Below are 14,422 nucleotides of genomic sequence, written 5' to 3'. Positions count from 1 at the left end.
TGGATGGCGCAACATATCCAGACAACCCATGCGATCCGATGATCGCGATCGATAAATTCATTAGGACGAAGAAGACCCTTGGAACTGTCCTATCAGGAGTGTCATCTTTGATAGAACACGATGGAGCCGCGGAGGCTGCTTTACTGTGAAGACAAATCCTTGAGTGATCCGCTTATAGGAGCTCCTTATGCCACACTCGGGTTCAACCCGAGTATTTTTTAAGCCACCTCGATGAGCAAGTTCCACCAAATTGCGTTAAGGCGTTCAACTTCTACTTGAATTCACTCGACAGTCTGATCGCTTTACAAGAACTGGATATTTTTCATAGTCACGCTACATATTGTTAGAGCAGGTATACTTCAGTTTCGCGATCTTCATACTGATTTAGGCAATTCCCTTTATAATTTCAGTTTACGATGGAGAAATGTGATGAACCTCATTCGATTATTTTCATTCTTCTTGATCCCGCTTTTTTGGGCTACAGCGCCGTTTGCGGAGCCACTGTCCGCACCAACTGGAAAGCCAATCCTTGTTATTTCAGGTAACATTGCCAACACGAACGTCGGTGACACGGCACAGTTCGACCGCGAAATGTTAGAGGCCATTGGGCTGCAGAGCGTTGAAACAACCAACCCTTGGTACGATGGTCGTGTTAAGTTTGACGGCGTTTCGATGGACAGGCTGATGACACTGGTCGGAGCCAAAGGTACGAAGGTCACAGCGGTGGCCTTGAACGACTACGTCAGCACCCTTCCGATGGAAGACTTCAAGACATTCAATGTTATTCTTGCTTTGAAGAGAGATGGCAATTACATGCCGGTTCGTGACAAAGGTCCCTTGTTCATAATTTATCCATACGAAAGCGACCCGAAGCTTCAAAGTCAGACATATTACACGCGTTCGGCATGGCAGGTCGCAAAACTTATAGTTGAATAGAGGCGAAACGTGCGACGAATTCTCGGCGTCATAATCCTGTGCTTTGTCTTGGCGACGTCATATATCGCTTACGTCATTGCTGAGCGACAGACCGCGCTTCAAAAATTCTCTCGCTATAACGATTCCTGGTCAATCGGACAGACCGTGTCCGAGTACATGCGCCTTGAGCATGTCCTTGCAGCCTATGCCCTCGATATGACCGAGGAAAAGCGCGAGGAAGTTCGTCTCCGACTAGACATTATGCTTGGAAGATTAGAACTGTTACAACAGGGAAATCTACGTTCCTTTATTCAGGATGACCCGCAACGTAAAGGCATCTTTCTCAAACTACGTGAAGTCCTCAATACATTGGACGCATCTCTGAGCGACTTGAATGGAGGCAACATCGCGCAAGTGATGACGTCAATGGCTGAACTGGACGGACCGATGACAGCCCTTGCTTCCTCGGCAGTGGAATACGACGTGGGTCTCATCGATGTAGCCCAATCAGAGGTGCGTAAACTTCATTTCATCTATACCGCACTTGCAGGGGGCCTGATTGTTTGTGGCGTCATTCTCGTTGTCCTTCTCCTTCGGCACAACAAGCTCCTTGATCGGGCACACACCAACATGCAGCGCCTCACGGCTGACCTTCAAGAGGCAACCGGCGAACTCCAAACACAGAATTTTCGCTTGGAACACGACGCACATCACGACGCCCTGACAGGTCTTCCAAATCGCGTGTTGTTTCGTCAAGACCTAGAAAGGCGGCTTCGAGCCGCAAAGGACGGAACACAGTCAGCGATTATACTCCTACTTGATCTCGACGGATTTAAAGACGTTAATGATACGCTTGGTCATGATATCGGAGACGCATTACTGCAGGCTGTTGCAAGTCGACTGATGCAAATGTCGGCGCCTGACGACATTGTTTGTCGATTGGGGGGCGATGAATTTGCCTTGCTCACAACAGGCATTGCCGAGAAAGAAACAGTTAATCTCGCCGAAAAATTAATGGCTGCAATTAGTCGGCCATATCAAGTCGGAGAGTTGGAGATAAAAATCGGAACTTGCATTGGAGTTTCAATTTCGCACGGGGAACCCAACACCGACGAGTTATTCAAGCATGCCGATCTGGCTTTGTACGAAGCAAAAGCCCTCGGTCCTGGCCACGCAAGTATTTTTAAAGCACAGATGCAAACTAGGCTGCGCGAGAAGAAATCATTCGAATCTGATCTACAGGCCGCATTATCAAACGGTGAGTTGGAAGTATATTACCAACCTCAAGCTCAAACCGATACGCGGGATATTTGCGGCTATGAAGCCCTCGTTCGATGGACGCATCCCGTGCGAGGCGCTGTTGCCCCAATGGATTTTATCCCCGTTGCAGAAAGAATTGGCTACATTCATGTGCTTGGTGAATGGGTCCTCAGGTCGGCGTGTCTGGAAGCTGCGAACTGGACAAGACCACTGAAAATTGCGGTCAATCTGTCTCCAGTGCAGTTCCGCAGTCTTAGTCTTATTCAAAACGTGGTCCAGGCGCTCGAACATAGCGGCCTTGAAGCGCACCGCTTAGAACTCGAGATCACTGAATCTGTCCTTCTCGATAAAAATGAACAGACGCTTTCCACTCTTCGCCAGCTGAAATCTCTCGGCATTCAAATCGCGATGGACGACTTCGGGACGGGTTACTCATCGCTTGGGAGCTTGAGCGGGTTCCCATTCGACAAAATCAAAATCGATCGTTCATTTGTGCGCGACGTCACAACACGGCCCGATGCACTTGCAATCGTGGAACTTGTAACCGGCGTTGGGCGGAGCTTGAAAATGATTACAATAGCAGAAGGCATTGAAACGGAAGAGCAGTTCGAGTGTCTAAAACGGTTAGGCTGTAACCAAGTGCAAGGATACCTGATCGGAAAGCCAATCCCGGCGAAAGATCTCGAACACCTGCGAAATGGAAGCGATTATCGCACAAAAGCAGTGATTTAGAGCCAAATCCTGTGCTGGTCTCTTAACAAATGATGGCGCCATCATAGCAAATCAGATACTGAAGCCAGAGACGCAGTGTAACATCCAATAAAGATTGGTGAAAACGTGTTAAATGTTCATGGCATAACCGTACCAATCCATTCGGATGAAGTCTCGCCGGTCATCTGGGAAGCCTTAGAAAATGAGACTTACGAGGCGAAAGAAGCGCGCGCGGTCACCAGAGCTGTAAAGCCGGGGGACCGCGTACTGGAACTCGGTTCTGGTTTAGGCATTATCACATCACTTATTGCTAGCATCGCAGATGTGCACGTTTGGGCATTTGAAGCAAATCCAGCCACTGCTACTCTTGCTAAGCGTGTTATCGAAGCTAACAATCTCAATAATGTGGTTTTGACTCAAGGTATCCTGACGGCAGGTTCGCCGCGGCCGTTCACCTTTTACGTTCGACGTGATCTATGGATGTCCTCAATGGACAAAGATCAAGGGCCGTTCGAATACAACATAGAACTTTCGTCCTCAAACATCGACGAGTTCATCCAAGTCCACGCGATCAACGTTCTCGTGATGGATATAGAAGGCGCGGAACATGATCTCCTCCAGAATGCCGATTTAACCGGGATAGACCGGATCTTTCTCGAGTTGCATGACCATCTTTATGGCATCTCCGGCATTCGCGACATCACTTATTCTCTGGCAGCAAAAGGGTTTGGATACGACCCCAGAGGATCTCATGGTCCATGCGTCTTGTTTGCGAAGGAAGACGGACAGCGTGAGTATGTCGTCGAACAATCCACGTAGCACTGTCTGTTGATATCCGTCGCAGGAAGACGTGCGAGAAGGTTATGAGTCTGGACGATGAAACGTCTTTGGCTAATTTCTCTATAACCATACTGATTGTTGCAACGAAATATGAGTTAACAGGTCTTGTTTACCCCCCTGCAACCGTTTTATAGGGAAGCGAAATAGGTACAGGCCCGGCATACCGGCTTCAAACTCAGGACACCACCCGTGCACGCAATAAAGTCTATTCTCATCGGAACAGCTCTCACCGGGCTTCTGGCTCTCCAGACAACAACTGCGAGCGCTTCTCCTACGCAGTATCCACTCACCCTTGAGAACTGCGGCGCGACAATAACTTTTGATAAGGCGCCGCAACGTGCCGTGGGCCTTGGCCAAAACAGCGCAGAGATCCTTTTGCTCCTTGGACTTGAAGACAGGATGGCAGCGACGGCGTTCTGGCCCAGTAAAGTTTTGCCAGAGCTTGAAGCCGCAAATTCAAAAGTTAAGCTCTTAACTGTCGAATTTCCAACTTTTGAATCCATTCTCGCAGTAAATCCGGACTTCGTAGCAGCTTCCTTGCCGAGCCTGATCGGTGCGAGCAGCAAGGTTGCGAAGCGTGCAGACTTCGACAAGGTCGACGTCCCAACCTATCTGTCGCCGAGCACGTGTTTGTCAACCCAACAAGTAAAGGACGAGTACGGCAGCCGCGACACATTATGGAATCCGGATCTTCTTTATAAAGAAATTGACGAATTATCGCAGATTTTTGACGTGTCTGATCGCGGCCAGGCTTTGATCGCTGACCTCAAAGCCCGCGAGACAGCGCTGCGATCAAGCGTTGCTGTGGGTGGAAAGAAACTCACCTATGTCTTCTGGTTCTCGAGCCAATCGCCTTCAGCGGACGCCTATGTTGGCGGCGGTAAAGGCGCCTCAAGTTATATTGCCGATCTGCTCGGTGGTGAGAATGCGATCAAGGCGGCAGCAGAATGGCCCACGCTTGGATGGGAAAGCATCATTGCAGCCAATCCAGACGTAATCGTGGTTGCTGATCTTGACCGGAACCGATGGGAGCTCGACAAGCCGGAGGCTAAGATCCTTTTCTTGAACAACGACCCTGCGGTTAAGGAAATGCCAGCTGTTAAGAACAAAGCCATTGCTATCATGGATGGACAGGCCATGAACCCGACAATTCGGACAATTTATGGTGCTGAACAGATCGCCGAGCAACTAAGAGCGCTTGGTATCCTAAAGTGAAAGCTTCACGCTACCCATACGCGCAGTGGCTTGGCTTTGGCGGATTCTTGTTGATTTCGGCCATCGTGATCGTCCTTGTAGTAGCAGTTAGTGTGGGGATCGGTGACTTGCCAATTCCCCTGTCGACGACGTTTGCTGCATTGACCAACCGTTTGGGTTGGAGCGCAATCGAACTTAATCGGATCCATGAAACTGTCATCTGGGACTACCGGCTCAGCCGGGCCCTTGTTGCAGCATTCAGTGGTGCGGGCCTCGCTCTTTCTGGCGCAATAATGCAATCTCTTCTGCGTAATCCGCTAGCCGAGCCTTACGTCCTAGGGATTTCAGCCGGTGCATCGACTGGAGCTGTCACCGTCGTCATTCTTGGTATCGGTTCAGGTGCAATTTCGCTTTCTGCTGGCGCGTTCGCTGGAGCCTTTTCTGCATTTTTGTTTGTTGCTATGCTTTCCAATGGAACGCGTGGTGGAGCTGATCGCACAATTCTGGCAGGCGTCGCGGCATCTCAACTGTTCAACGCTGCTACGTCCTACATTGTCACCACATCTGGCAACGCCCAGCAGGCTCGGGATGTAATGTTTTGGCTACTTGGCAGCTTCGGCGCTGTTAGGTGGCCAGAATTCATTCTGGTATCGGTCGTTATCGGATTGGGGCTCATCATCTCCTTGTTTTACGCCCGTGTGTTAGACGCTTTCGCATTTGGTGACGAAGCGGCATCCTCGCTGGGAGTCAACGTTGGACAGGCACGAATTATCCTCTTCGCTCTCACGGCTGTAATGACTGCAACCATCGTCAGTATGGTCGGCTCAATCGGTTTCGTTGGCCTTGTTGTCCCGCACGCGGCACGCTTTTTAGTCGGTCCTGTGCATGTGAAACTGTTGCCCGCATGTGCGGTGGGTGGTGCAATTTTCATGGTCCTTGCCGATATCGCCTCCAGGGCGCTCGTCCCGCAGCAAGTGCTTCCAATCGGGGTAGTAACCGCACTTGTCGGCGTACCGTTTTTCTCCGTCATTCTCTATCGTTTTCAACGTGCATCATGACTATCAAGGCTGAAAACATCGTTTGGACTATTGCCAACAAGACGGTGCTCGACAATGTCTCATTTGAGGCCAAACCAGGCAAAATGGTTGGTCTTCTAGGACCAAATGGCTCTGGAAAGACCTCTCTACTCCGACTGATCGCCGGGCTTAAGCTCCCAAAAAGTGGACGCATTACATTTGATGACGTCGATGTAGCTACGGTTTCTCGCCGAGTCATGGCTCAAAGAGTGGCGTTTGTTGAACAACACGCGTCTACGAATGCTAATTTGAAAGTAATTGACGTCGTAAAGCTGGGACGTTTTCCCCACAGAGCGATGTTCGCAGCCTGGTCTGAAGAGGACCAGAAGGCTGTAGAAGATGCTCTCGAACGCACTGGCATCACCACTAAGCGCGATAGCTATTGGCAAAATCTGTCGGGGGGAGAAAAGCAGCGCGTACATATTGCACGGGCTCTCGCACAAATGCCACGTGAACTCATATTGGACGAACCGACAAATCATCTCGACATCCAACATCAGATGGCGCTGCTTCAACTTATTTCGAACCTGTCCATCACCAGCATAATAGCCTTACATGACCTCAATCATGCCGCCATGTTCTGTGATGAAATCATCGTGCTGCAGTCCGGCCAAATCGTGACTTCCGGCACGCCGGACGAAGTCATCACTGAGCAGTTGTTGAAGGAGGTATTTTGCGTCGATGCACGAGTGGAGGCCTCACCATATTCCTCAAGGCCGCATATTCATTATCTCCGATCCTGACCAAACCCATAGGCCCATCTGCCCGCAATAAACAATGCAAAATAGGCGTGAACAGACAAAAGCTGGAAAACCTGTTACTTTGTTCTCGTGATGTTTTGCTGCACTGAACCGAGGAGAAGGATATGAAAGTCACATTTTTGACCCTAACTGCTCTCGCTTTGTCAGTTAGTTTCGCGATGGCCGATTGCCCGAGCCATAGTGCCCAATCGACAAAAATTGAAAAGCCCCTAACGACCGCCAGCATTCAGAGCCCCGCTTCAACTCAGAAATGAGCATCTGCGCCAAGTGGATACAATGTAAGGAAGAAGACCTTTCTGTGGTTCTTCTTGCTTACACGCAGCCGTTTCAAAATTGAATTTGCCAGCTAAATTGTAGCGGTTTCTAATATCAACACCGGTTCATGATGTCTAACAGTCAAACATCAGCGATTTCCGGTCAAGTTGCACCCAATCGCGATAGTTCCGTTGTTGAGTTAATTTCGGTTTCATGAAACCTCTTAGTTCAGATCGATGACTGGGTAGAAACTTAGCGTTACTGCCAGTGAGACGAACAATCCGGCCTTAGACCTTAGTTATCACTTCAAGATTCAGCACTTACTGCTTGTAGGGCAGAGGTAAATGGCACTCCGCCCCGAACCAACCAACATCTGCCACCGATGCGTTACGAAGTGTTTATTTTGCTACTCTTGCGGAGATCGGATGCTCCGCTGTCCCTTGTTCAAACGCTCTGTCAGCCGCTGGATAGTGAAGTAAATCCCAGGTGTAAGCAGCAGTCCAATCGTTGTTGCTGCAACCATCCCGCCAAAAATCGTAACGCCAACCGCTTGCCTAGCCCCAGCCCCCGCCCCAGACGAAAGGATGAGAGGAAGAATACCGAGAATAAACGAAACTGCAGTCATCATCACGGCGCGAAAACGCTGCTCGGCGCCGACACGAGCAGCATCACTCGCGCTAAGGCCACCCTCTCTTTTTTCTTTAGCGAACTCGACAATCAGAATTGCATTCTTTGCGGCGAGGCCAATCAGCAAGACGAGGGCAATCTGGACATAGAGGCTATTTTGCAACCCAAAAAAGAGCAACGCAGCCACAGCTCCCAACAGCGCAGCACCAAGTGAGAGAATTACCACGAGCGGCAGAGCCCAACTTTCATATTGTGCTACCAAAAATAGGTATGCAAAGAGAAATGCCAATCCGACTATCATAGCCTCTTGGCCGCTGCTACGATTTTCTTGGAATGACAGACCTGACCATTCGTATCCGAAACCATCGGGTAGTTTTTCTGCAACAACTCGTTCCATTGCGTTCATCGCCTCGCCACTGCTTGCATTCGAGGCGGGCACAGCATTCACCTGTGCCGAGACAGAGAGATTATACCGTGTAATAACGAAAGGCGCCAAGACAGTTGTCAGACTTACAACGCTCCGCAATGGAACCAAGCCTCCAGCACGACTTCTGACGTGCAGCTTCAGTATATCTTCAGAATGTGCCCGAAAATCCGCGTCTGCTTGCAAATTGACTTGAAAAACGCGACCGTTCAACGTGAAGTCGTTAACGTAGCGCGACCCAAAATTTGCACCAATGGTTGCATAGACATCCGATACGCTGAGGCCGAGTGCTTCGGCGCGCGCGCGGTCTACATCCACATAGATTTGTGGTACATTCGCATTGAAGGTTGTAGCTGCCCCACCGATCTCATTCTGACGGTTGAAATAACTCAACATGGATGTTGTCACTTGCGCTATTTCCTCGGGCCCTTGTCCTTGCAAAGCCTGTAGTCGAAAGTCGAGACCGCCGACAGACCCGATCCCAGAGATTGCTGGTGGAGCGAACACTGAGATGACAGCTCCCGGCACCCCGATGAATTGCGCACGGAGCGACGCAATAATGTTGTTGAGACGTAACTTTTCACTCTCGCGTTCTTCCCACGGCGCCAACGCAGCCACCGCCATTGCACCGTTCGGAGTACTTGTTGATTGCAGAATGCTGAACCCTGCGACGGTGATGACATCCTCTACACCATCAGTTTTGCTGAGTAGAGTTCGCACATTTTCGACGATTTGACTTGTGCGCTCGAGCGATGCACCGCTGGGGAGCTGGATATCAACGAACAACGCGCCTTGGTCCTCGTCTGGGAGGAAAGTCGCCGGGAGATTGACGAAGACAAAATAGGCACCCACAAAGCAGGCTGCGATGCCCATAAGAGGAACGATCCAGTATTTTACCATCAACCCAACAACACGGCCGTAACCCGCGCGGGTGCGTTCCATTTGGACTTCATGCGCGAGGTGTATGGAACAGTGCATGCTGTTACTTCATTGACCAAGGATCAGCTTAATGACTTGCCTGAACACACCGATTATACCGTGTGCCTGGCCTGGAGAATAGAAATGGTCACAGGCAAACACGAATGTTATCGGCATAGGTAGAAAATAGATGTTTCCTCAAATCATTCCTGGAAACAGGATCATTCCTCTTTCAGATGCCCCAACAATGGGGTTGCCGCTATTCGATTAAATGCGTTTTGCCAATAGCTTAGGCCAACTGCTTTTAGTTCTATCCTTCCGGAACCTACACGGCTTCGCGGACGTAGTGAGATGCACCAACCTGGGTCATCGGCAAGTGGATAGGCACGAAGTCGGGAGGTCGAACAGCACTTGGGATTTCATCAGACATCAATTCTCTTCCCAACGGGCGTTGAGCTGGATCCGCGACCGGGACGGTGGAGAGAAGCTTACGTGTGTAGGGGTGTTGCGGATTATTGAAGACAGATCGTCGATCTCCAATCTCGACAATTTCGCCCAAGTACATGACTGCCACTCGATGGGCAATACGTTCGACTACCGCCATATCGTGACTTATGAACAGGATCGCAATTCCCATCTCTCGTTGAAGGTCCATGAGCAGATTGATGACTTGAGCCTGCACAGTAACATCAAGCGAAGCGACTGCCTCGTCAGCTATGATTAGCCTTGGATTGAGTGCCAGAGCCCGAGCGATGCAGATGCGTTGGCGTTGTCCACCAGAAAACGCGTGTGGATAGCGTTCGAGATACTCAGGCGGGAGATGGACTTTTTGCAATAAATCGGCTGCTCGTTTTCGCAGTTCTGCAGTATGTCCCGCGCGATGAACTCGCATAGGATCCATTAAGGCCTGACCAATGGTCATCCGTGGATTAAGCGAGGAAAAAGGGTCTTGAAACACCATCTGCGCCTCGCGGCGAAAACGCGATAAAACATTCCTCGGCGCTCCAACTAGCTCGTTACCGGCGTAGCGGATCGATCCAGACTTTGGCTTATCCAGTTGCATGATGCTGCGCGCAACAGTTGACTTCCCACAACCGGATTCCCCGACCAAGGCAAGGGTTTCTCCCGCGAAAATATCAAACGAGGCATTCTCTACCGCGTGAACCCGGCCTGTGACACGTCCGAGCATTCCGCCCCTTAGGTCAAAGCGCGTAACAAGATCACGAACTTCAATAAGCGGGGTACTTTCGGGATTGGAATGCGCCATAGTGCTCATAAATGTCCTCCGGCTGTGATCGAGTCATCCTCGTAAACAAGAAGTGGGAATTTTTCTGGCCCGTCTTTATCCGCCATACTCCCAAGTCGGGGGACAGCGGAGATCAGTGCCTTGGTGTAGAAATGCTGCGGGCTGTTGAAAATATCGCTGACAGGCCCGGTCTCAACGATTTCTCCCCGAAGCATCACACAAACGCGATCCGCAATCTCCGCAACGACCCCCATATCATGGGTAATGAACAACACGGCCATGCCAATCTCACCCTGGAGCGCACGTACCAAATCGAGGATTTGAGCCTGAATCGTCACATCAAGTGCCGTCGTAGGTTCATCAAGGATCATCAGTGATGGCTTGCAGGCCAGTGCCATCGCAATCATGACACGCTGGCGCATACCTCCTGAAAGCTGGTGCGGATACTGTTCAAGCCGTCGCTCCGCGTCGGGGACGCGTACCAGTTTCAAGACATTGAGCGCTATTTCCCTTGCTTGCCGAGCAGTTTTGTTTTGGTGCTTAATGACTGCTTCTGAAATCTGGTCTGCTACGGTAAAAACCGGATTGAGACTGGACATAGGATCTTGAAAAACTATAGAAAATTCAGAACCGCGTAGCTCTTCGATTTTTTTATTTGAAAGCTTCGCTAGGTCGACAACCGACTGATCCTTTAACCGCATTAATAGGCGGCCGCCTGTTATCTTGGCTCCATCGAATTCAGTCAGCCGCATGATCGTCATCGCCGTCACCGATTTTCCTGAACCGGATTCACCGACGAGCGCAACTGTCTCGCCCAGCCCGATCTGCAATGATACACCCTTGACCGCTCGGACGGGATTTGCGGCATTCGGCGCAAAACACACTTCCAAGTTTTCAACCGACAAAATGACATTATCTGGAAGGGTCAGGTTACTTTTTGATGCTTGTGTCAAAACGGTTTCCCCTGGCGATTTGCTCGCACTTGTCGATATCTAACGCGCACTGTGCATCTTCTGTCAACATGGCGATACCCGCACCCTCGTCAATACGAGCAGTTGAAACGATGACTTCTTGACGATTTAGCGCCACTATTCCTTCCCCAGAGGCGGTTAGGTTGATCCTTATGCAAAGTTTGCATTACCCCGTCTGTTTACGCATGACCTTTTATCAGCGTAACCCGATAGAAGGGCTGACCGGTCCACGCAAACCCTTACTAATTTCTGACAAATGATTCCAAAAGGCCTCCGCGTCCCCATTTCGCGTGCCTGCACGGCGAAAGATTCTGATTTCCATCTCCAGCGACATGTGTTGACCGCCTATTTGAACGAGTTCCTTTCTGCTGATCGCTTTTTGTGCGCTGATCTGCGGCAGCCAAGCTATCCCGTGACCTGCGATTGCCATTTGTTTGAGACTAACAGCCAGCGATGACTGATATACCGTATTCAAATTAAGCGGTTGTCGCCGGCGTGACTGTATGAGCGATATAAGTTTGCCCAGGTAGCCATCGTTCCACGAATAGGAAAGATAAGGAATACGTGCACCTTCCGGCACATCGACATCATACAATGGCCTGCCGTCAGCGTCGGTGCCGGAAACCAAAATCAGGCGGTCCTTCCCGATCTGCAATGATTCAAACGGACCGGCCTCAAGCACTGGAGGGCCATCGGGATGGTCATAAATAATAGCAAAATTGCATTTTCCCGACGATAAATGCTCAATGCATTCCAGAAAATCAGCAGTATGCATACTGCTGCGTATGGGTTGATCAACTGGTTGAGCTCGCACAATCCAATCAGGAAAGAAATAGATCGCCAACGTATGAAAGGCCGCAAATGTGAGCAGCTGCGAACTTGCGCCAGCTACGTTCCGACAGTCGGTTCGTAACCTATACATGTCGCGGACCAGTTCCTGACACCGCGGTACAAACATGTTGCCAACAGTTGTTAGATGGACTGGATATGTGCTTCGATCGAGCAATTCTGCACCAACCCAAGCTTCAAGCGACCTGATACGACGACTAAACGCCGGTTGCGAGATGTTGCGCGAGGCAGCCGCAGTGGAAAAGTTTCGCGTTGCCACAATTTCCAGGAAGTCTTCGAGCCAAGCCAGCTCCATCTGAACCTCATGCGTTATTTGCATAGTTCATTCTAACTACGCATTGGACAGCGGTGCAAGAGTGCACCTAGCCTGAAGAAAAAATAAAAGAAGATCATTAGGTCCAACAAGGGGAATACATCGATGAAGCTTGCCTTGGCTCTGGCCGTTTCCTGCGGCCTTGGTCTGGCAACAGCGCCTGCTGTTGCTCAGACCAAAAATCCCGGAACTTTTGTCTTTCTGTGGACTGACGATGTTCAATCGTTTGATCCCGCCTACATAGCAAACACACCCAGTTCCTATGGTGTCTTGAATGTCTATAGCAGGCTCCTCAACTACAATGGTTCCCAGATTTCCGAGTTCGTTCCTTCTATTTCAAGTGAAGTCCCGACGCTCGAAAACGGCTTGATCAAGACAAATGACGATGGGTCAATCAGCTACACTTTCCCGATCCGCAAAGATATTCACGCGCACAAAGTTGGTATAAAGGGCGACGACGGTAAAATCGTCTGGCAGAACTTCGATGGCCTGACCAACGAACAAAAGACAAAGATCGAGCCTGGATATGGCGAAATAACACCTGAAGACATACGATATTCCCTGCTTCGAGCAATCCTCATGGGCCAGTCATGGATGTCAAACGCCATCACAGAGGTTGTGACTGCAGGAAAATATCCCGACGTCACTAAGTGGGTGGAGACGGAGGGTAATGTTAAGAACATTAGTGAGGCAAGCCCGGAAGCACTGCGTAAAGTCTACGACCAACTCGCTTCTCAAATCACGGTTGAAGGCGACAACGTAATCCTGAAGCTTCCAAAGCCTTTTCCAGCTACGCTGGGCGTCCTAGCGCTGCCATTCGGAGCATCGATTGTCGATAAAGAATGGGTCGCATCCGTCGGTGGATGGGATGGCGATGGCGATACCTGGAAGAAATATTATCGGCCGGAACTAGGAGATGATCCACTCTTTGCTCAGGAAAATGGCACCGGACCATTCATGCTGGAGGAGTGGGATCGCACTGACCGCAGGATCACGCTGAAGCGCTTTGACAATTACTTCATGGGCCCAGCTAAGCTCGAACGGGTGGTGATGCGCACTGTACCTGAATGGACAACGCGGCGCCTTCAACTACTTTCTGGCGATGCAGACTTCGTAACCGCCCCCGTCGAGTTTTTGGATGAACTTGGTAAAACAGAGGGTGTAAAAGTCGTTGACGGACTGCCAAAAGTCTTTGGCCGCGGTCTTTATTTCGCTTGGCCGCTCGAAACCACAGATAATCCTGCAATCGGTAGTGGCAAACTCGATGGAAACGGTATTCCAGAAGATTTCTTTGCTGACATAGATGTGCGCAAGGGCTTTAACTATGCCCAGAACTACGATGCCCTTCTAAAACAGGTCCTTCTCAATAAAACGGTGCAGTCGCGCGGGCCGTCGGTACGTGGGATCATGGGCTACCGGGACGATTCACCAATTTATAACTACGATCCTAAGAAAGCTGCAGAACACTTCAAAAAGGCTTTCGATGGTAAGCTTTGGGAAAATGGTTTTACTTTCACCGCCTATGTTCAGGAAGGTACTCCACAAGGGACCGCGGCCCTGTCTGCGCTGCAGCAAGGTCTTCAGCGGATCAATCCGAAGTTCAAGATGAAGATTCAATCTCTTCCTTGGGCGTCAATTTCCGACAAACTCAACAATCGCGAGAAACCCGCTTCACCGCTCACTTATATGGGATGGGGACCAGACTACTCGGATCCGGGCGGTCCGCTGGGTGCCGCGACCTACTACCTCTCGCCAACCGGTCTTGTAGGAGGAATGCTTGGAGATGGCTATCGTCAACTGATGACAGAGAAGTTCAAGCCATTGCTCGACGAAGCATGGGCTTCAAGCGATCCTGCCGTCCGCGAGCCGATTTATGCCAAATTGCAAGCCATGTCACATGACTACGCAACAACCCAGTTTCTCTGGGAAGACTTCGGCTACATCGTAACTCGTAGCAACATCGACGGTTACGTCCACAACATGATCCTCTATGGCGCTTGGGATTTCTACCCGGTGACCAAGGCTGACTAAGCCTCGCTGACACATGCCGGGCGCAACATCG

Annotated in this window: 10 protein-coding genes and 1 pseudogene; 7 read left to right on the top strand and 4 right to left on the bottom strand. The window is 50.3% G+C overall.

The features are described 5' to 3' along the window. Positions 1–429: 429 nt before the first annotated feature. From KMS41_25180 to KMS41_25155, 6 genes are all read left to right on the top strand, one after another. Positions 430–936 carry an oxidoreductase gene (locus KMS41_25180; protein QWK81769.1) on the top strand — a complete coding sequence of 169 codons (507 nt, stop codon included), beginning with the start codon at positions 430–432 and terminating at the stop codon, positions 934–936. A gap of 9 nt (positions 937–945) precedes the next feature. Continuing rightward, positions 946–2,907 (top strand): EAL domain-containing protein, encoded by a 1,962-nt coding sequence (locus tag KMS41_25175; GenBank protein ID QWK81768.1) that lies wholly within the window; start codon positions 946–948, stop codon positions 2,905–2,907. Between the two features lie 105 nt (positions 2,908–3,012). Beyond that, the gene (locus tag KMS41_25170; protein QWK81767.1) at positions 3,013–3,705 is read left to right on the top strand and encodes an FkbM family methyltransferase; all 693 of its coding nucleotides are present in this window, start codon (positions 3,013–3,015) and stop codon (positions 3,703–3,705) included. Between the two features lie 210 nt (positions 3,706–3,915). Then, the gene (locus KMS41_25165) at positions 3,916–4,941 is read left to right on the top strand and encodes an ABC transporter substrate-binding protein (protein ID QWK81766.1); all 1,026 of its coding nucleotides are present in this window, start codon (positions 3,916–3,918) and stop codon (positions 4,939–4,941) included. Continuing rightward, entirely contained in the window at positions 4,938–5,978 is a 1,041-nt protein-coding gene (locus KMS41_25160; GenBank protein QWK81765.1) for an iron ABC transporter permease, read from the top strand. The genes KMS41_25165 and KMS41_25160 overlap by 4 nt, the downstream gene beginning before the upstream one ends. Further along, positions 5,975–6,739: an ABC transporter ATP-binding protein gene (locus KMS41_25155; GenBank protein ID QWK81764.1), complete on the top strand. Its 765-nt coding sequence runs from the start codon at positions 5,975–5,977 to the stop codon at positions 6,737–6,739. Before KMS41_25160 ends, KMS41_25155 begins: the two co-directional genes overlap by 4 nt. 679 nt (positions 6,740–7,418) lie before the next feature. Here KMS41_25155 and KMS41_25150 read toward each other — a convergent pair. From KMS41_25150 to KMS41_25135, 4 genes and pseudogenes are all read right to left on the bottom strand, one after another. Next, positions 7,419–9,005 (bottom strand): annotated as a pseudogene (locus KMS41_25150) (efflux RND transporter permease subunit). Between the two features lie 301 nt (positions 9,006–9,306). Beyond that, complete coding sequence (locus KMS41_25145; GenBank protein ID QWK81763.1) at positions 9,307–10,257, bottom strand: ATP-binding cassette domain-containing protein; 951 nt, start codon at positions 10,255–10,257, stop codon at positions 9,307–9,309. Then, positions 10,254–11,180, bottom strand: coding sequence for an ABC transporter ATP-binding protein (locus tag KMS41_25140; protein QWK81762.1), 927 nt, complete (start codon positions 11,178–11,180; stop codon positions 10,254–10,256). Before KMS41_25140 ends, KMS41_25145 begins: the two co-directional genes overlap by 4 nt. Positions 11,181–11,394: 214 nt before the next feature. Further along, positions 11,395–12,366 carry a LysR family transcriptional regulator gene (locus KMS41_25135; protein ID QWK81761.1) on the bottom strand — a complete coding sequence of 324 codons (972 nt, stop codon included), beginning with the start codon at positions 12,364–12,366 and terminating at the stop codon, positions 11,395–11,397. Between the two features lie 99 nt (positions 12,367–12,465). Between KMS41_25135 and KMS41_25130 the strand changes: the two genes are divergently transcribed. Continuing rightward, entirely contained in the window at positions 12,466–14,391 is a 1,926-nt protein-coding gene (locus KMS41_25130; GenBank protein QWK81760.1) for an ABC transporter substrate-binding protein, read from the top strand. The last annotated feature ends 31 nt before the right edge of the window (positions 14,392–14,422 follow it).

This window comes from Ochrobactrum sp. BTU1, from assembly GCA_018798825.1.
GTDB lineage: Bacteria > Pseudomonadota > Alphaproteobacteria > Rhizobiales > Rhizobiaceae > Brucella.
Note: the sequence above shows the minus strand (reverse complement) of the source record. Positions and strands in the feature narration are given on the sequence as shown.